The following is a 17498-nucleotide window of genomic DNA, read 5'->3' as shown; positions in this document are numbered from 1 at the left end:
GGCGCCAGATGTATTGTCTGAACCGACGTCTTCCCGGCTAAAGCCGGTCCCACTGTGGGACCGGCTTTAGCCGGGAAGACGGCATTCCAGTAGACGCAAATGCATCGGCTGTACGTGCAGAACCGTTGGAGATTCTATGTTCGCGGGCAAGCCTCGCTCCAACGCAGGATCATTTACAGCGGCTTGAACAATACAGCCTGGCCTTCAGGCGAGGTGAACATGCCGTCGCCGTTGTGGCCGACATTGGGCACGATGATCAAACGCTGATTCAGGCCTTCCGGGTGGCGCTTGGTCAAGTAGTTGAAGTAATTCTGGCCGCGCGCCAGGCGGTATGCGCCCTGGGCTTCGGCGCCGCAGGTCTTGTCCAGCGCGGGATGATTGGGGTTGGTGTCGAGTTCACCCAGCAAGTAGGTAACGTCACGTTTGACATAACCCTGCTCGATTTCCGCCGGGTTCACTTTGCCGGCATAGGTCGGCATGTGTTTCAAACCGTACTTCCAGTCATCAAAGCCCGGGCACTGTGCCGCCGTTACCGGCAATGGCCGTTCGGCATCGAACCAGGCGTAGCTGGACGGGTTGGCAATCACATAGCGCAGCTTGATACCTTCTTTGCGCAGCAGCACATCTTCCTTGCCGCCAAGCATCACGTAGCGCTGCACCACCTGTGCGCCGCCGGAGTGACCGGCAATCACGATTTCCTTCAGGTTGGGGTACAACTTGCTGTCGCTGAGGCGGCGCAGGATATGGTCGATGACGATGAACGAGCTGACCGGCTTTGGCCCGACGGCGGTGTCGCCCGCCATCCAGTCGTTGCCGTGCCAGCGCAGGATGTTGTCTGCCAGATGGTGAGCGACGACGTCCTTCTCATTGAGGAATTGCGGCGCGATCAACAGCGTTTTGCTGCGTTGCTTGGACTGATTGGCCGCCCGCTCGATGCTGCGCAAATAAGTCTGCGCATTGCGCAAGCGGCCATGCAGCACGATCACCGCACGCTCGATCTGCGGCTTGGGCCGAAGCCATTCCTGGCTCAGGCCCAGCGTAGCCTGCACGCCATTGATGGTCAGTCGATCCGGACTGATTGATTTGACCGCCTGATCCTCGGCATGAGCTGCAAAACTCAGAAGGGCGCTTAACGACAGGACCAGAAGCGGTTTTATCATGTGATCAGAGGCTCTTTGCTGCGAACGTGTCGCACTGATTGATTTGGCCTTGGGCGAAGCCGGTCTTGAACCAGCGAACCCGTTGAGCGGAGGTCCCGTGCGTGAACGAATCGGGTACTACGCGGCCCTGGCTTTGCTGCTGCAAACGGTCGTCGCCAATGGCGTTGGCCGCGTTCAGCGCTTCTTCAATATCACCGGGTTCGAGCCAGTTCAAACGCTTTTGCGCATTGAAAGCCCAGACACCTGCCAGACAGTCGGCCTGAAGTTCCTGGCGTACCAGCAACCCATTGGTGCCTTCCATTTTCTGGCCCCGTTGACGGGCTGCCTGAACCTTATCTGAAACACCCAGTAACGTCTGCACATGATGGCCTACTTCGTGAGCAATCACATAGGCCTGGGCGAAATCTCCTGCGGCCTTGAAGCGCTGTGACATTTCCCGGAAGAAGTCCATGTCCAGATAGACCTGCCGGTCTGCCGGGCAGTAGAACGGGCCGCTGGCCGACGATGCAAAACCACACGCCGACTGGACCTGACCGCGAAACAGGACCAGTTTCGGGTCCTGGTATTGGCGGCCATTGAGCTGGAAGACTGCACGCCAGGTGTCTTCGGTATCGCCCAGAATCGAGCGGACGAACTCGGCCTGCTGATCGTTGGCGGGTGGCGCCTGCGTTGTTTGCGGGGAGACCGCCGCAGGTTGTTCGCTCAGCTGGCCGGTGATCTGCCCGAGAATCTGCATCGGGTCCTGGCCGGTCAACAGACCGATGGCGACGATGATGACGATGCCACCGATCCCCAATCCCTTGCCGCCCAAGCGCATCCCTCCGCCGCCGCTACCACTGTCTCGCGCATCTACCACGTTGTCGCTGCGGCGACCTTTTTTCCATAGCATGGGGCAATCCTCTACTTATCCTTTAAGGAGTTTCGCTGCTAGGTCGGGTATGCGCCAGTCCGATTATCAGGGCTGGCGAAATGGATGACGCTGACAGCAAAGCTTCGACGGATAAGTAGAGATGTTTCGGCAGGTATTAGTTCGCCATTATCCGCACTGGATTCAGCTTCTAACCAGCTCGTGTTCGGCTTTCACTGACTGGATGAACGCCTGCATCGCCGAGGATTGGATGCGATGGCGGCGGGTGATCAGCCCGTAAGGCATGTCCACCACCGCTTCGCCAATGGCCGAATTCTTCCCGGTATTCGACGTGGAGGTCGGCAACGAGCTGTTCTATTACTTGTTCAAGGGCGAACCACAGCCGGTCAACGGCTACATCCAGCTGGACGATGACAAACCAGGACTGGGCCTGGAGATCTCCGACGAGTATTTGAGCGACTTCAATATTATTGAGTAACGCCTGTGGCGGCCTCCGTGGGAGCGAGCTTGCTCGCGAAGTCGATGGTTCGGGCGCTGGTAGTGCTTCGGATGTATCGGCCTCTTCGCGAGCAAGCTCGCTCCCACCAAGGTTGGCTCCTACGAGTTTCTGGAGATTAATTCATGCACCTGATCCAGTTTGAAACCCAGTCCGGCCAGCGTCAGGTCGGTGCCGTCGACGGCGACGGCGACGGCGACCGTCTTGATGTGGTCCGCAATACCCAAAGCACTCGCGAACTGGCCCTTGCCGCCATTCGCGGACAACGCAGCCTGCAGGATGAAGTTGCCAGTCGCGGCACCGAGCCCGGTCCGGACTTCCGGGCGTTGCTGCAAACCCCCAGATCCTGCCGCCGCTGGATCACGAAGACCCGGCCCATTGCCTGATCAGCGGCACCGGCCTCACACATCTGGGCAGCGCCTCGGCCTGGGACAAGATGCACCAGCATGACGGTCAGGTCGAAGCGGGCATGACCGACACGATGAAAATCTTCAAGTGGGGCATCGAAGGCGGCAAACCGGCAGCGGGGCAGGTCGGTGCGCAACCGGAATGGTTTTACAAGGGCGATGGCAGCATCGTCGTGCGGCCCGGAGCTGACTTTCCGGTGCCGGCGTTTGCCGAGGATGCCGGGGAAGAACCCGAGCTGACCGGCCTGTATGTGATTGGCGACGATGGCCAGCCGTATCGCCTGGGCTATGCGCTGGGCAACGAGTTTTCCGATCACGTCATGGAGCGGCGCAATTATCTGTATCTGTCGCATTCCAAATTGCGCTTCTGCGCCTATGGACCGGAATTACGCGTGGGCGAACTGCCGCGTCATCTGTCCGGCATGAGCCGCGTAGTGCGCGATGGTCAGGTGTTGTGGGAAAAGGAATTTCTCAGCGGCGAAGACAATATGTGCCACAGCCTGGCGAACCTCGAATACCACCACTTCAAGTACAGCCAGTTCCTGCGCCCCGGCGATGTGCACATCCACTATTTTGGCACGGCAACTTTGTCTTTTGCCGACGGGGTGAAAACCCAGCCCGGCGACCGCTTCCAGATCAGCTTGGACGAGTTCGGCGCGGCGCTGGAAAACGGTATCGGCGAAGGGCCGGGGGCGGTGGGGATTGGGCAGATAAAGGCCCTGTAAATCAAGGAGCTGCGCAAAGCGACGTGGGACCGGCTTTAGCCGGGAAGACAGTAATCCAGACGCTATAAATGCAGCGTATGTACCTGCCTCTTCCCGGCTAAAGCCGGTCCCACGGGGCGTGCGGCGTTAACGCCTTACCAGCAAAACCCCCGACTCCATGTGGTGGGTATACGGAAACTGGTCAAACAGCGCGCAACGCTCGACACGATGGGTGTCGTGCAGTTGCGCGATGTTCTCGGCCAGGGTTTCCGGATTGCAGGAGATATACAGGATGCGCTCGAAACGCCGGGTCAGCTCGCAGGTGTCCGGGTCCATGCCGGCGCGGGGCGGGTCGACGAAGACGCTGCCAAACTCGTAGCTCTTCAAATCCACGCCATGCAGGCGACGGAACGGTCGCACTTCATTCAACGCCTGAGTCAGCTCTTCAGCAGAAAGACGCACCAGCGTGACGTTATCCACCGCGTTGTCCGCCAGATTGGCCAAGGCCGCATTCACCGACGTCTTGCTGATTTCGGTGGCCAGCACTTTGCGCACCCGCGTCGCCAGCGGCAGGGTGAAGTTGCCGTTGCCGCAATACAACTCCAGCAAATCGTCATCCCGCGTGCCCAAGGCATCGTAGGCCCAATTGAGCATCTTCTGGTTCACCGTGCCGTTGGGCTGAGTGAACGCGCCTTCCGGCTGGCGATAACTGAAGGTGCGCCCGGCGACGTCCAGTTCTTCGGTCACGTAGTCGCGGCCGATCACCAGCCGCTGGCCCTTGGAACGTCCGATCAGGCTGACGTCCAGTTCGGCGGCAAGTTTTTCGGCGGCGGCGGTCCACTCCTCATCCAGCGGGCGGTGATAACACAAAGTGATCATCGCGTCGCCGGCCAGCGTGGTCAGGAAGTCCACCTGAAACAGCTTGTGGCTCAGCACGCCGCTGGCTTCCCAGCGGTCGCGCAGTACCGGCATCAGCGCATTGATGCGCGCGCTGGCGATGGGCAAACCTTGCAGCAGGATCGGCGTGCGGTTGTCGCCGGGGGCGAACATCGCGTAGTGACGCTTCTGATCTTCGCGCCACAGACGAAACTCGGCGCGCAGCCGGTAATGCTCGCGCGGCGAGTCAAACACCTGCGGCTCGGGCGCATCGAACGGCGCCAGCAGTTCACGCAGGCGCACGGCTTTTGCTTCGAGCTGACGGTCGTAGCTAGCAGGATCGAATGGAACACTCATTGAAGAAGACTCATGCAGGGAACCAACCCAACTTGATCACGAACAGAATCGACAGGATCACCAGCGCCGAATTCAGCTCGCGCCAGCGGCCCGACAACAGTTTGATCGCGGTCCAGGAAATGAAGCCAAAGGCAATGCCGTTGGCAATGGAATAGGTGAATGGCATGGCCAGCGCAGTGATGACCACGGGCGCCGCGACAGTGATGTCATCCCAGTCGATTTCAGCCAGTCCGGAAGTCATCAGCACGGCCACGAACAGCAGGGCAGGGGCCGTGGCGAAGGCCGGAACGCTGCTGGCAAGCGGCGCGAAGAACAACGCCAGCAGGAACAGAATCGCTACGACAATCGCAGTCAGCCCGGTGCGGCCGCCAGCACTGACACCGGCGGCGGATTCGATATAGCTGGTGGTAGTCGAGGTACCCAGCAGCGAACCGGCCATGGCCGCAGTGCTGTCGGCGATCAGGGCGCGGCCCATTTTTGGCATGTGGCCGTTCTTGTCCATCAGGCCCGCGCGTTTGGCGACGCCGATCAAGGTGCCGGAATTGTCGAACAGATCGACGAACAGGAAGGCAAAGATCACGCTGATCAGACCGATGTCCAGCGCGCCCCTGATGTCCAGCTGCAGGAAGGTCGGGGCCAGCGAAGGCGGCATCGAGATCACCCCGCCAAAGGGCGTGAAGCCCAGGACGATGGAGGCGATGGTCACCGCAAGAATGCCGATCAATACCGCGCCGCGTACCTGGCGTCTTTCCAGAGCGACAATCAGGAAGAAGCCCAACGTCGCCAGCACCGGCGCCGGTTGTTTCAGGTCGCCCATGCCAACCATGGTTGCCGGATTGCTGACCACGATGCCCGCGTTGTGCAGGGCAATCAGTGCCAGGAACAGGCCGATACCGGCGGCAATCGCCGAGCGCAACGGCAGTGGAATGCTGTTGATGATCCACTCACGAATGCGAAAGATCGACAGCACGAAAAACATCACTGCCGAAATAAACACCGCGCCGAGCGCCACCTGCCAGGTATGGCCCAGGTGCAACACGACGGTATAGGTGAAGAACGCGTTGAGGCCCATGCCCGGCGCAAGAGCAATCGGGTAGTTGGCAATCAGACCCATGGTCGCCGAGCCGATGGCGGCGGCCAGGCAAGTGGCGACGAACAGCGCGCCCTTGTCCATGCCGGTTTCGCCGAGGATGCTCGGGTTGACGAAGAGGATGTAGGCCATGGCCAGAAAGGTCGTGACGCCCGCGAGAATCTCGGTACGCACATTGGTGTTGTGTGCCTTGAGTTGAAACAGCCGTTCCAGCATGTCTGGCTCCCCGTGACGCGCGTGCGTCGTAAATGAATCGACTAAAACAGCAAAGCACAGACTGCTCAGGCAGCCGGGACATTTTCTGTGGGTCGAAAAAGCCGCGCATCATACCAGTAGCGTGTTCATATGACTGCTCACCGATCATCGGCGGTTGTTCACAAATTCTGGCTAAGCTTGCCTGAAACCTTTTCGAGGAGTCGCCTGTGAGTAAAAGAGCCTTGATTGTGGTGGCGGATGGCATCGACGACCTGCAAAGCGTGACCTTGATCGACCTGCTGCGGCGTGCCGATATCGACGTGGTAGTGGCCAGCATCGAAGCGCGGCGCATGCTGACTTGCGCGCGAGGCACTCGTTTGACTGCCGATACCATGCTTGTGGATGTACTGGCGCAGACGTTCGATTTGATCGTGCTGCCCGGTGGCTTGCCCGGCGCCCGGCATCTGGCCGAGCATCAGCCGTTGGCGCAACGCGTCCGCGAACAGGCGGCCGCTGGCCGGTTTTACGCCGGTATAGCTGAATCCCCGGCGCTGGCCCTTCAGGCATACGGCGTTCTCAAACAACGCCGCATGACCTGCAGCGAGGCGGTCAGTGATCAGCTCTCAGGCTGTGCATTTGTTGATCAGCCGGTAGTGGTGGACGGCAATTGCATCACTGCCAAGGGTTCAGTCGCGGCGTTGGAATTTGCGCTGATGCTGGTCGAGCAGCTGTGCGGCAAGGCTCGGAAGGCGGCGGTTCTTGATGCTATTGCCTGACGCTGGCAGGAGGGGACTTGTCCCCGAAAGCGTATTCCGAGGCGTGTGTCGTTGTCCGTCCAATCGCCTTCGGGGACAAGTCCCCTCCTACCGTTTTGTATCAGCCCTAACCAGCTTTTGAATCTGGATCGACGCCCATCCAGAAACCCTGAACGTTGCCAACCTCGCGAAGTCGTAGCCCTTAAGACGCAGAAAAAATGCGCTACTACGTACCTACCGTGAGGTTCCCATGAGTGCAACGACCCCCAAGGATTTCGCCGGCCATGCGATAAGCCTGACCCTCAACGGCCAAACCCGGACGCTCGATGTACAGCCGTGGACGACATTGCTGGACCTGCTGCGCGACCGGCTTGACCTGACCGGCAGCAAGAAAGGCTGTGACCACGGCCAGTGCGGCGCATGCACCGTGTTGCGTGACGGTAAACGCATCAATGCCTGCCTGACCCTGGCGATCATGTGCGATGGCGCCGAACTGACCACAGTCGAAGGGCTGGCCGACGGCGAGCAACTGCATCCGCTGCAGCAGGCCTTCATCAAGCACGATGCCTTCCAGTGCGGCTATTGCACGCCGGGGCAGATCTGTTCGGCAGTTGGCCTGGCCAATGAAGGCCGCGCCAACAGCCGCGCCGAAATCCAGGAAATGATGAGCGGTAACCTGTGCCGTTGTGGGGCGTACAGCAACATTATCGCCGCAGTTGAAGAAGTGCTGCCCGAGATGCGCGAAGCTCAACGCACAGGGAGCGGCCAATGAATCCCTTCACCTACAGCAAACCCGCGACCGTCAGCGATGCCGTCCACCTCAGTGGCGCGGCGACGCGGTTTATCGCTGGCGGCACCAATCTGCTCGATCTGATGAAAGAAAACATCACCCGGCCCGAGCACCTGATCGATATTACCGGCCTGCCACTCAAGAGCGTCACGCAGACAGCTGGTGGCGGCGTGTTGATTGGTGCCTTGGTGAGCAATGCCGATCTGGCCTGGAACCCGATAATCGAAAAGCAGTATCCGTTGTTGTCCAAAGCGATTCTGGCTGGCGCGTCGCCGCAATTGCGCAACATGGCGAGCACGGGTGGCAATTTGTTGCAGCGCACCCGCTGCTATTACTTCTACGACGCGAGCGTGCCCTGTAACAAACGAGAACCGGGCAGCGGCTGTCCGGCACGCGAGGGCCTGAACCGGATTCACGCCATTCTGGGCGCCAGCGACGAATGTGTTGCGACTCATCCTTCTGACATGTGCGTCGCCTTGTCTGCATTGGATGCAGTCGTCCACGTGGAAGGCCGTGCAGGCGTTCGCACAATCGAATTCGCCGACTTCCACAGGCTACCGGGCGATGCGCCTGAACGTGACAATCAACTGGCTGACGACGAACTGATCACTGCGGTGGAGCTGCCGCCAGCCGGTTTCGCTGCCAACCACAATTATCTGAAGATTCGGGACCGTGCGTCTTATGCATTCGCGCTGGTGTCCGTCGCCGCTGCGCTGGAGCTGGACGGTGGAATCATTCGCGACGTGCACCTTGCCCTGGGCGGTGTCGCGCATAAACCGTGGCGCGACAAGGCCGTTGAGCAAGCGCTGATAGGCAAACCGGTGTCTCGGGAGAACTTCGCCGCAGCAGCCGATGCGCTGCTCAAGGATGCGCAGCCGCTGGAACACAACGCCTTCAAAATCAAGCTGGCGCGCCGGGCGATCATTCGTGCCTTGAGCGATGCCGCTGTGGGAGCAAACGCCCAATGAACAGCCTGACAAACCCACCGTCGTCACCCCTGGGCCAACCGCTGGACCGCGTTGACGGCAGGCTCAAAGTCACCGGCCAGGCGCGTTATGCCGGTGAATACCCGGAAACCGGTTTGCTGCATGGCAGCGTGGTGTCCAGCACCATTGCTCGTGGCCGCGTGACGCATATCGATATCAGCCAGGCGTTGCAGGTGCCCGGTGTGGTGATGGTTCTGGATCACAAGAACCGTCCCCGCCTCGCCAGCGACGATGAGAATTACGAGGACGCCGACTCGGCCGACGGCTCCCCATTTCGTCCGCTGTATAACGATCAAGTGCTGTACAGCGGCCAGCCGCTGGCGCTGGTGGTGGCCGAAACCCTGGAGCTGGCGCGTTACGCCGGTTCATTGGTGCGCATCGAATATCTGGTTGAAGGCCACGAGACGGATTTGCTCGCCGCACAGGGAGACTCCCAGGATGCACCGGCCGAACTGCCCAAGCCGCGCGGCAACTTCAAGGCTGAATTTGCCGGATCAGCATTGAGCGTCGACGTTCACTACAGCACGCCTATCGAGCACCACAATCCGATGGAGCCCCACGCGTCCACCGTGCTGTATCAGGCCGACGGCAGCCTGCATGTCCACGACAAGACCCAAGGCCCGCAGAACTGTCAGGATTACCTGCACAAAGTATTCGGCATCGAAAAGGAAAAGATCCGCGTGTTCGCCGCCTTTGTCGGTGGCGCGTTCGGTTCCGGGCTGCGTCCGCAGTACCAGCTGCCGCTCGCGGTCATGGCGGCGCTGGAGTTGAAGCGTTCGGTACGCGTGACGTTGACTCGGCAGCAGATGTTCACCTTCGGCTATCGGCCGCGAACCTTGCAGCATCTGCGTCTGGGCGCTGCGGCCAATGGTCGGCTGCTGGCGATCGCGCATGAGGCCATCGGCCAGACCTCACGGTTCGAAGACTTCACCGAGCACGTCGTGGAATGGAGCGGCATGCTCTATCAGTGCGATAACGTTCAGCTCACTTACAAACTCGCGCCACTGGATGTTTTCACGCCGCTGGACATGCGCGCGCCGGGTGCCGCGCTGGGCCTGATCGGCCTGGAATGTGCCATGGACGAACTGGCCTGCGCCGTGGCAATCGACCCGGTGCAACTGCGCCTGATTAATTTCGCCGAGCGTAATGGCAACGAAGACAAGCCTTATTCGAGCAAGGAATTGCGCGCCTGTTACGCGCAGGGCGCGGAGCGTTTCGGCTGGAGCAACCGCAACCCGGAACCGCGCAGCATGCGTGCAGGTCGGCAGTTGATCGGTTGGGGCATGGCCGGTGGCGTCTGGGAAGCCATGCAAATGAAGGCCAGCGCCAAGGCCCGTCTCGGCGCGGACGGCAAGTTGATCGTCAGCAGCGCGACCACTGATATCGGCACTGGCACCTACACCGTCATGACCCAGATCGCGGCCGCGGCTGCGGGTGTTGCAGTCGAAGACGTCAGTTTTTTGCTTGGCGACTCCTCGTTGCCCACCGCGCCATTGCAGGGCGGTTCCTTCACCGTTTCTTCGGTGGGCACCGCTGTGCAGCAGGCCAGCAAGGCATTGCGCGAGAAACTGTTCGAAGCGGCCTGTCAGGTCGATGCGCAATGGAGTTCTGGCCGCGCCGATCAGATGACCCTTGCCCAAGGTTACTTGCAGTTGGGCGATCAGCAGTTGGCATTGGCCGAAGTGTTGAGCGGTTTGCCTGACGGGCTTGAGGTGCAGATCGACGCCGAGCCGGACAAGAAGCGCGAGGCTTATGCCACGGCGACGCATTCGGCGGTTTTCGTTGAAGTGCAGGTGGACGAAGACTTGGGCAGCATTCGGGTCAGTCGGGTGGTCAGCGCCATCGCCGCAGGGCGGGTGGTCAATCCGAAAATGGCGCGCAGCCAGATCCTCGGTGGCGTGGTCTGGGGCATTGGCATGGCACTCCATGAGGAAACCCAGACCGACCATAACCTGGGGCGTCACATGAACCACAGTCTCGCCGAGTACCACATTCCGGTTAATGCCGATATCGGCGACATTGATGTGATTTTCGTTGAAGAAGACGACGAGATCGTCAATGCACTGGGTTCCAAGGGGGTCGGCGAAATCGGCATCGTGGGTGTTGCAGCGGCAGTCGCCAATGCGATTTATCACGCAACCGGCAAGCGGGTCAGGGATTTCCCGATTACGCTGGATAAGGTGCTTTAACGGGTAGTACTTACCTGTGCAGTCTGTGTGGGAGCGAGCTTGCTCGCAAAGGCGGTGGTTCTGGCCTATTCGCGAGCAAGCTCGCTCCCATCAAGTCCGCTCCACAGCGCGAGCCCTCAATGTCGCCAGAGTGCAAGCACAGGTCGCGCTGGTGCGTTTCGTGCAGCGCACTGCTGCGTAATTTGGTCACTCCGGCAGCACTCGTATTGCCGCTGATGCTTGAAAAAACCAAAAATATCGAGCCGACCCGAGGGAGCACGCATGAAGAAACTTATTCGTCATATCAGTTGCGGTGTATTGATGCTGAGCAGTACAGCGTTGCTGGCTGCCGAACCCGCAGCGTGCCAGAACGTTCGCATGGGCGTGGTCAACTGGACCGACGTGATCGCCACCAGCGCGGTTGCCCAGGTCCTGCTGCAAAACATGGGTTATGACGTCAAACAGACCAGCGCCGCGCAGCAGATTGTCTTTGGCGGTTTGCGCGACGGGCGTCTGGATATCTTCCTCGGCTACTGGAAGCCGGCGATGGACAAGAACATCGCCCCGTTCCTGGCGGCCAATCAGGTCAAGGTCCTCGATAAACCCAGCATGAGCGACGCCCAGGCGACCTTGGCGGTGCCGGATTATGTGGCGGCTGGCGGGCTCAAGACCTTCGGCGATATCGCCAAATTCAAGGACAAGCTCGGTGGCAAGATCTACGGCATCGAACCCGGCACCGGCGCCAACACCAATATCAAGGACATGATCGCCAAGAACCAGTTCGGCCTCGGCAGCTTCCAGTTGGTGGAATCGGGTGAAGCCGGGATGCTGGCGGCAGTGCAGCGCGCGGTCAAACGCAACGAATGGGTGGTGTTTGTCGGCTGGACTCCGCACCCGATGAACATCAACATGAAAATCGATTACCTGACTGGCAGCGAAGACGTATTTGGTCCGCAGGAAGGCGCCGCGACTGTCTCCGTCGTGACCGCTCCGGACTATGCCCAGCGTTGCCCGAACGTTAGCAAATTGCTGACCAATCTGACGTTCACCGCCGCTCAGGAAAGCCAGCTGATGGTGCCGATCATGGACCGTAAAGCGCCGGATGATGTCGCCAAGCAATGGCTGAAGGATCATCCTGAAGATTTGCAACGCTGGCTGGCCGGCGTGACGACCTTTGATGGCAAGGACGCAGCGCTGGCGGTTGTTGCCGCAATCGGGAAGTAGCGCTGGACTCGTAGTAGATTTCGCCGTGTTGTTGACACGGAGCTGTCGTCCGGCAAACACCGAACAGGTGGGATCGGATTTATCCGGGAAGGCGGCATTTCTGACGACGAAATGCATTGAGTGAGCCGCACTCTTCCCGGATAAATCCGGTCCCACGGGTTCTTCATCAGTCAGATGCTCCTGCGCCAAACGGAGTTTTTGTGACCACCCATTACCCTCTATCTGCCGAAATGGCCGGGTTCGTCGCCCGGACCCAGACCTTCAGCTCCTCCGCTTCGGCTATGAGCGAGCAACGCGCGGCCTATTCGAAGATGTGCCGGGCGTTTAACCCGTCACGCCCGGCAGGTCTTGTGGTTACGGATTTCGAATTGGCTGATGTGCCCGTTCGCAGCTATCGACCTGACAGCCTTTCCCCGGACACCGCTGCCAATTGCGCGCTTTACCTGCATGGCGGTGGTTGGGTGGTGGGCGATCTGGATTCCCACGACTTCATCTGCGCTGATCTTGCCCTTGATCTGGGCTGCGTGGTGATCGCCGTGGACTATCGCCTGGCGCCGGAGCATCCGTTTCCGGCGGCATTCGAAGATTGTGTGGCGGTCTGGCACGGCGTTCAGGCGCAAGCGGACTGGCTGCACATCAATCCACTAAAAGTCGCGGTTGCCGGAGATAGCGCGGGGGCGACCCTGGCGGCTGCGTTGTGCCTGGGGTTGCGCGATGCGGGACAGCGTCAGCCTTGCGCTCAGGTCCTGATTTATCCGGCGTTGGGCGGAGCGGCGGATTTACCGTCGCGCAGTGAATGTGCCGATGCGCCGCTATTGAGCAGCGTGGATATTGATTGTTATCAGGCGCTTTACGCGACCAAACCTGAGCACATGCAGTCGCCTTATGCGTGGCCCTTGCTGGCCCAGGACTTCAGCCAGCTCGCCCCGGCGTTCATTGCCGTCGCGCAGTTCGATCCTTTGCGCGATGACGGCACGGTGTATGAGCAAAAGCTGCGCGAGGCGGGCGTTGCCACGCGTTTTTACTGGGGCGGCGGGTTGGTCCACGGCTGTCTGCGGGCCAAGGGGCAGGCGGAGGAGGCTGATGAGTTGTATAGGTGGCTCATCGGCGCGTTTTCTTGGAGCGAGCACTGAAATCAGTAGTGGGAGCGAGCTTGCTCGCGAAGGCTCAGTTGCTTGCGACCTAGATTTGCGCCGCATGCAAGCCGCTTCGCGAGCAAGCTCGCTCCCACCAAGCTCCCACCGTTGTCCGAGAATGAAGTTACACAGCCGCCTTCTGCACCTCGGCCTCTTCCACCACATCCCGCATCCGGTCGCGATTGGCCAGGGTCGGGAACAGTTTGATCCAGATTCCGGTCACCGCCAGGGTGCCGACGCCGCCCAGCACTACTGCCGGGACGGTGCCCAACCAGTGCGCGGTCAAGCCGGATTCGAACTCTCCCAGCTGATTGGACGCCCCGATGAACAGCCCGTTGACCGCGCTGACGCGGCCGCGCATTTCATCCGGGGTTTCCAGTTGCACGAACGAGGCGCGGATCACCATGCTGATCATGTCTGCCGCGCCCAGCACGACCAGTACCGCGAGGGAAAACCAGAACGACGTCGACAAGCCGAACGCGATGGTCGCCACCCCGAACACGCCGACGGCGGTAAACATCACGCGTCCCACGTTGCGCTCGACGTTGAAGTGCGCGAGCCACAACGACATGCCCAGCGCTCCCACAGCCGGTGCCGAACGCAGTAAACCCAAGCCCCACGGGCCGGTCAGCAGGATATCGCTGGCGAACACCGGCAGCAGCGCCGTTGCGCCGCCGAGTAATACCGCAAACAAGTCCAGCGAAATCGCGCCGAGCACGTCCGGGCGACTGCGGATGAAGCGAATCCCGGCCAGCAGCGAATCCAGCGTTGCCTTGCCCTTGTTCAACGCCATCTGGCGAGCCGGCAGGCTGAGCATCAGGATGCAGGCAATCACATACAGCAAGACGGTCGGGCCGTAGACCCAACTGCTGCCAAAAGCATAGAGAAAGCCGCCCAGCGCCGGCGCGACAATGGTCGCGGTCTGCTGAGCCGACTGCGCTGATGCTACCGCTCGGGGAAACAGCGAGCTGGGCACGATGCTCGGCAGCAGCGCCTGGGTCGCAGGCATTTCAAAGGAGCGGGATGCGCCCAGGGCGAACGCCAGAATGAAGATCATCTCCCGCGTCACGCTGTCGGTGCTGCTGCCGATGAACAGCGCCAGGGCGATCAATGCCTGGGCGGTCTGGCAGAGCGCGGCGATCTTGCGGCGGTCATAGCGATCCGCGACGTGCCCGGTGTGCAGCATGAACAGCACGCGCGGGACAAATTCCACGAGTCCCACCAGACCCAGGTCCAGAACGTTGCCGGTCAGCTGATAAAGATTCCAGCCAATGGCCACCGTCAGCATCTGAAAACCACTGGCGGTGAAGATACGGGCGAACCAGAAAGCGACGAACGGACGATGATTGCGCAACAGAACGGGGGTTTGAGTCGGCATGAGTTACAGCGGCCTGGCGGGGGGATGGCCGAGATTATCACTTTGTAACAACGCATTGCGTGAAACTAAGGTCTATGCCGTCGCTATTTTTTTGCCGCCGGCGCGCCGGTTACAAATTCCACTTCGATGTCAGAAAACTCCGAAGACCCGACTGGGCGGGCCTTTGCGGGGTGAGGCAAGACGTCACGCGACAAAAGACCACACAGAGCACACGTTCAAATGGGTCTACTCTTTGATCGTTGGTTGACCTGCGTCAATGCGCATAAAGCAATCGTGTGTCGGCGCAACCAACAGATCCCCCATGCCAGAAACAACACAGAACAATTCCACCCTGCCGTGCTCCATATTTGTGGGGGCAGTCGCTGATGGCCTCGGGTCACCAGCTGTATAACCTGATAGAGGAAGACCTATGTTCGGTTTGGAGGCAATTGATCTCGCCCGAATTCAGTTCGCGTTCACCATTTCGTTCCACATTCTGTTTCCTGCCATCACCATTGGTCTGGCAAGTTACCTGGCTGTGCTCGAAGGGCTGTGGCTGAAGACCCGAGAAGACGTCTACCGTGACCTGTACCATTTCTGGTCGAAGATCTTTGCCGTCAACTTCGGTATGGGTGTGGTTTCCGGGTTGGTCATGGCGTATCAATTCGGCACCAACTGGAGCCGGTTTTCCGATTTCGCGGGGGCTGTCACCGGTCCGCTGCTCACCTACGAGGTGCTGACGGCGTTCTTCCTCGAAGCAGGCTTCCTCGGCGTCATGTTGTTCGGCTGGAATCGCGTCGGCCGCAACCTGCACTTCTTCTCGACGGTCATGGTAGCTATCGGCACCTTGATTTCGACCTTCTGGATCCTGTCTTCCAACAGCTGGATGCAGACCCCGCAAGGCTTTGAAATCGTGGATGGTCGAGTGATCCCGACCGACTGGTTCGCGGTGGTGTTCAACCCATCGTTCCCGTACCGCCTGGCGCACATGTCCGTGGCAGCGTTCGTCGCAACCGCGTTTTTCGTGGGCTCGTCGGCGGCCTGGCATCTGCTGCGCGGTCGCGACACGCCACCGATACGCAAGATGCTTTCCATGGCCATGTGGATGGCGCTGCTGGTCGCACCCGTACAGGCCGTGATCGGCGACTTCCATGGCCTGAATACGCTTGAACATCAGCCCGCGAAAATCGCCGCGATTGAAGGTCACTGGGAAAACGTCGGTGACGAGCCGACGCCGTTGATCCTGTTCGGTCTGCCGAATATGAAAACCGAAACCACTGATTTTGCCGTGGAAATTCCTTATCTGGGCAGCCTGATCCTGACCCACAGCCTGGACAAGCAAGTCCCGGCGCTCAAGGAGTTCAAGCCCGAAGACCGGCCAAATTCGACCATTGTGTTCTGGTCGTTCCGGGTCATGGTCGGCCTCGGCTTCCTGATGATCTTCACCGGGCTGTGGAGCCTTTGGCTGCGCAGGCGTGACGCGCTCTACAAGTCACGTCCGTTCCTGTACCTGACATTGTGGATGGGACCTTCAGGCCTGATTGCGATTCTGGCGGGCTGGATCACTACGGAAGTCGGTCGCCAGCCATGGGTCGTTTACGGCCTGATGCGCACCAGGGACGCGTCTTCCGGACACAGCATCGAACAGATGACCATCACCCTGGTGCTGTTTGTGGTGGTGTATTTCCTGCTGTTCGGGACAGGTCTTGGCTACATGATGCGTCTGGTGCGCAAAGGTCCGGTGGTCAATGAAGGCGATACGCCCAAACACGGCGGCCCCGGTCAGAAACGTACTCCGGCTCGTCCGCTCTCCGCCGCTGAAGAAGGCGCCGAAGACCATGACAACCACGACAGCCTGACCAAGGAGCATTGAGCCATGGGTATTGATCTTCCGCTGATCTGGGCCGTCATCATCATCTTCGGCATCATGATGTATGTCGTGATGGACGGCTTTGACCTGGGCATCGGCATCCTCTTCCCGTTCATGAAGGAAGAGCACGACCGCGATGTGATGATGAACACCGTCGCGCCGGTCTGGGACGGCAACGAAACCTGGCTGGTCCTGGGGGGCGCGGGTTTGTTCGGCGCCTTCCCGCTGGCCTATTCGGTAGTGTTGTCGGCGCTCTATCTGCCATTGATCCTGATGCTGATCGGGCTGATTTTTCGCGGTGTTGCCTTCGAGTTCCGCTTCAAGGCCACCGCCGCCAAGCGCCATTTGTGGGACAAGGCTTTTATCGGCGGCTCGCTGACGGCCACGTTCTTCCAGGGGGTCGCGCTGGGGGCGTTTATTGACGGTTTCCCGGTGGTCAACCGGCAATTTGCTGGCGGTTCACTGGACTGGTTCACTCCGTTCACGATGTTCTGCGGCGTGGCGTTGATTGTCGCCTATGCGCTGCTGGGCTGTACCTGGCTGATCATGAAGACCGAAGGCACGCTGCAAAAGGCGATGCACGATCTGGCGCGGCCGTTGGCGTTCGCGGTTCTGGCGGTGATCGGCATCGTCAGTCTCTGGACGCCGCTGGCCCACCCGGACATCGCCGATCGCTGGTTCACGTTGCCGAATCTGTTCTGGTTCCTGCCGGTGCCGATTCTGGTGCTGGTGACCATGTACGGTCTGTTCAAGGCTGTGGCCCGCAATGCGAATTACACGCCGTTCCTGTTGACGCTGGTGCTGATCTTCCTTGGCTACAGCGGCTTGGGTATCAGCTTGTGGCCGAACATCGTGCCGCCGTCGATTTCCATCTGGGACGCCGCATCGCCACCGCAGAGCCAGGGTTTCATGCTGGTCGGGACGTTGTTCATCATCCCGTTCATCCTGGGTTACACCTTCTGGAGCTACTACGTGTTCCGCGGCAAGGTCACCCATGAAGACGGCTATCACTAGCAGACCGGCCTCCGGCGCTCAGCGCCGGAGCCATTGATAGAGGAG

13 protein-coding genes and 3 pseudogenes are annotated in these 17498 nt (G+C 60.1%); 10 read left to right on the top strand and 6 right to left on the bottom strand.

The window, feature by feature from the left end:
• Nucleotides 1-173: 173 nt before the first annotated feature.
• The 3 genes and pseudogenes from ACP7E4_RS15885 to ACP7E4_RS15875 form a co-directional block, all read right to left on the bottom strand.
• Nucleotides 174-1160 (bottom strand): alpha/beta hydrolase, encoded by a 987-nt coding sequence (locus ACP7E4_RS15885; RefSeq protein ID WP_426115775.1) that lies wholly within the window; start codon nucleotides 1158-1160, stop codon nucleotides 174-176.
• 4 nt (nucleotides 1161-1164) lie between these two features.
• Nucleotides 1165-2049: a KPN_02809 family neutral zinc metallopeptidase gene (gene ypfJ, locus ACP7E4_RS15880; RefSeq protein ID WP_331153124.1), complete on the bottom strand. Its 885-nt coding sequence runs from the start codon at nucleotides 2047-2049 to the stop codon at nucleotides 1165-1167.
• 162 nt (nucleotides 2050-2211) lie between these two features.
• Nucleotides 2212-2310, bottom strand: a pseudogene (locus tag ACP7E4_RS15875) (LysR family transcriptional regulator); the annotation flags it as partial.
• Between the two features lies 1 nt (nucleotide 2311).
• On the opposite strand from ACP7E4_RS15875, the pseudogene ACP7E4_RS15870 reads away from it, so the two are divergent.
• Nucleotides 2312-2506 (top strand): annotated as a pseudogene (locus ACP7E4_RS15870) (L-rhamnonate dehydratase); the annotation flags it as partial.
• A 143-nt stretch (nucleotides 2507-2649) separates the two neighbouring features.
• A pseudogene (araD1, locus tag ACP7E4_RS15865) lies at nucleotides 2650-3656 on the top strand (AraD1 family protein).
• Between the two features lie 126 nt (nucleotides 3657-3782).
• On the opposite strand, the gene trmA reads toward araD1, so the two are convergent.
• Together trmA and ACP7E4_RS15855 are read right to left on the bottom strand one after the other, a co-directional pair.
• The gene (gene trmA / locus ACP7E4_RS15860) at nucleotides 3783-4868 is read right to left on the bottom strand and encodes a tRNA (uridine(54)-C5)-methyltransferase TrmA (RefSeq protein WP_426115778.1); all 1086 of its coding nucleotides are present in this window, start codon (nucleotides 4866-4868) and stop codon (nucleotides 3783-3785) included.
• A gap of 10 nt (nucleotides 4869-4878) precedes the next feature.
• Entirely contained in the window at nucleotides 4879-6174 is a 1296-nt protein-coding gene (locus ACP7E4_RS15855) for an NCS2 family permease (protein WP_426115780.1), read from the bottom strand.
• Nucleotides 6175-6380: 206 nt separating this feature from the next.
• On the opposite strand from ACP7E4_RS15855, the gene ACP7E4_RS15850 reads away from it, so the two are divergent.
• The 6 genes from ACP7E4_RS15850 to ACP7E4_RS15825 all read left to right on the top strand — a co-directional run bounded on the left by ACP7E4_RS15850 (nucleotide 6381) and on the right by ACP7E4_RS15825 (nucleotide 13209).
• Complete coding sequence (locus ACP7E4_RS15850) at nucleotides 6381-6929, top strand: DJ-1 family glyoxalase III (protein WP_426115782.1); 549 nt, start codon at nucleotides 6381-6383, stop codon at nucleotides 6927-6929.
• A gap of 229 nt (nucleotides 6930-7158) precedes the next feature.
• Nucleotides 7159-7680: a (2Fe-2S)-binding protein gene (locus ACP7E4_RS15845; RefSeq protein WP_426115784.1), complete on the top strand. Its 522-nt coding sequence runs from the start codon at nucleotides 7159-7161 to the stop codon at nucleotides 7678-7680.
• Nucleotides 7677-8666 carry an FAD binding domain-containing protein gene (locus ACP7E4_RS15840; protein ID WP_426115786.1) on the top strand — a complete coding sequence of 330 codons (990 nt, stop codon included), beginning with the start codon at nucleotides 7677-7679 and terminating at the stop codon, nucleotides 8664-8666. Before ACP7E4_RS15845 ends, ACP7E4_RS15840 begins: the two co-directional genes overlap by 4 nt.
• Nucleotides 8663-10873 carry a xanthine dehydrogenase family protein molybdopterin-binding subunit gene (locus ACP7E4_RS15835; protein WP_426115788.1) on the top strand — a complete coding sequence of 737 codons (2211 nt, stop codon included), beginning with the start codon at nucleotides 8663-8665 and terminating at the stop codon, nucleotides 10871-10873. Before ACP7E4_RS15840 ends, ACP7E4_RS15835 begins: the two co-directional genes overlap by 4 nt.
• 261 nt (nucleotides 10874-11134) lie before the next feature.
• Nucleotides 11135-12076, top strand: coding sequence for a choline ABC transporter substrate-binding protein (locus ACP7E4_RS15830; RefSeq protein ID WP_426115790.1), 942 nt, complete (start codon nucleotides 11135-11137; stop codon nucleotides 12074-12076).
• A 230-nt stretch (nucleotides 12077-12306) separates the two neighbouring features.
• Entirely contained in the window at nucleotides 12307-13209 is a 903-nt protein-coding gene (locus tag ACP7E4_RS15825) for an alpha/beta hydrolase (protein WP_426115978.1), read from the top strand.
• Nucleotides 13210-13336: 127 nt separating this feature from the next.
• Here the strand turns inward: ACP7E4_RS15825 and ACP7E4_RS15820 are convergent, their stop codons facing one another.
• Nucleotides 13337-14590 carry an MFS transporter gene (locus tag ACP7E4_RS15820; RefSeq protein WP_426115792.1) on the bottom strand — a complete coding sequence of 418 codons (1254 nt, stop codon included), beginning with the start codon at nucleotides 14588-14590 and terminating at the stop codon, nucleotides 13337-13339.
• Nucleotides 14591-14999: 409 nt separating this feature from the next.
• On the opposite strand from ACP7E4_RS15820, the gene ACP7E4_RS15815 reads away from it, so the two are divergent.
• Both ACP7E4_RS15815 and cydB read left to right on the top strand, forming a co-directional pair.
• A complete protein-coding gene (locus ACP7E4_RS15815) occupies nucleotides 15000-16442 on the top strand; it encodes a cytochrome ubiquinol oxidase subunit I (RefSeq protein WP_426115794.1) in 1443 nt (480 codons plus the stop codon).
• Nucleotides 16443-16445: 3 nt separating this feature from the next.
• Nucleotides 16446-17453 (top strand): cytochrome d ubiquinol oxidase subunit II, encoded by a 1008-nt coding sequence (gene cydB / locus ACP7E4_RS15810; protein WP_426115796.1) that lies wholly within the window; start codon nucleotides 16446-16448, stop codon nucleotides 17451-17453.
• Nucleotides 17454-17498 lie beyond the last annotated feature (45 nt).

It is taken from the genome of Pseudomonas sp. DSP3-2-3, from assembly GCF_049898225.1.
Taxonomy (GTDB): domain Bacteria; phylum Pseudomonadota; class Gammaproteobacteria; order Pseudomonadales; family Pseudomonadaceae; genus Aquipseudomonas.
The sequence above is the reverse complement of the archived record's forward strand: the minus strand, read 5'-3'. Positions and strand labels throughout refer to the sequence as shown.

Coding starts and splice junctions, on each gene's coding strand:
- ACP7E4_RS15830 (WP_426115790.1), top strand. CDS start 11,135: ATGAAGAAACTTATTCGTCATATCAGTTGCGGTGTATTGATGCTGAGC.
- ACP7E4_RS15845 (WP_426115784.1), top strand. CDS start 7,159: ATGAGTGCAACGACCCCCAAGGATTTCGCCGGCCATGCGATAAGCCTG.
- cydB (WP_426115796.1), top strand. CDS start 16,446: ATGGGTATTGATCTTCCGCTGATCTGGGCCGTCATCATCATCTTCGGC.
- ACP7E4_RS15835 (WP_426115788.1), top strand. CDS start 8,663: ATGAACAGCCTGACAAACCCACCGTCGTCACCCCTGGGCCAACCGCTG.
- ypfJ (WP_331153124.1), bottom strand. CDS start 2,049: ATGCTATGGAAAAAAGGTCGCCGCAGCGACAACGTGGTAGATGCGCGA.
- ACP7E4_RS15825 (WP_426115978.1), top strand. CDS start 12,307: ATGGCCGGGTTCGTCGCCCGGACCCAGACCTTCAGCTCCTCCGCTTCG.
- ACP7E4_RS15820 (WP_426115792.1), bottom strand. CDS start 14,590: ATGCCGACTCAAACCCCCGTTCTGTTGCGCAATCATCGTCCGTTCGTC.
- ACP7E4_RS15855 (WP_426115780.1), bottom strand. CDS start 6,174: ATGCTGGAACGGCTGTTTCAACTCAAGGCACACAACACCAATGTGCGT.
- ACP7E4_RS15840 (WP_426115786.1), top strand. CDS start 7,677: ATGAATCCCTTCACCTACAGCAAACCCGCGACCGTCAGCGATGCCGTC.
- ACP7E4_RS15885 (WP_426115775.1), bottom strand. CDS start 1,160: ATGATAAAACCGCTTCTGGTCCTGTCGTTAAGCGCCCTTCTGAGTTTT.
- trmA (WP_426115778.1), bottom strand. CDS start 4,868: ATGAGTGTTCCATTCGATCCTGCTAGCTACGACCGTCAGCTCGAAGCA.
- ACP7E4_RS15815 (WP_426115794.1), top strand. CDS start 15,000: ATGTTCGGTTTGGAGGCAATTGATCTCGCCCGAATTCAGTTCGCGTTC.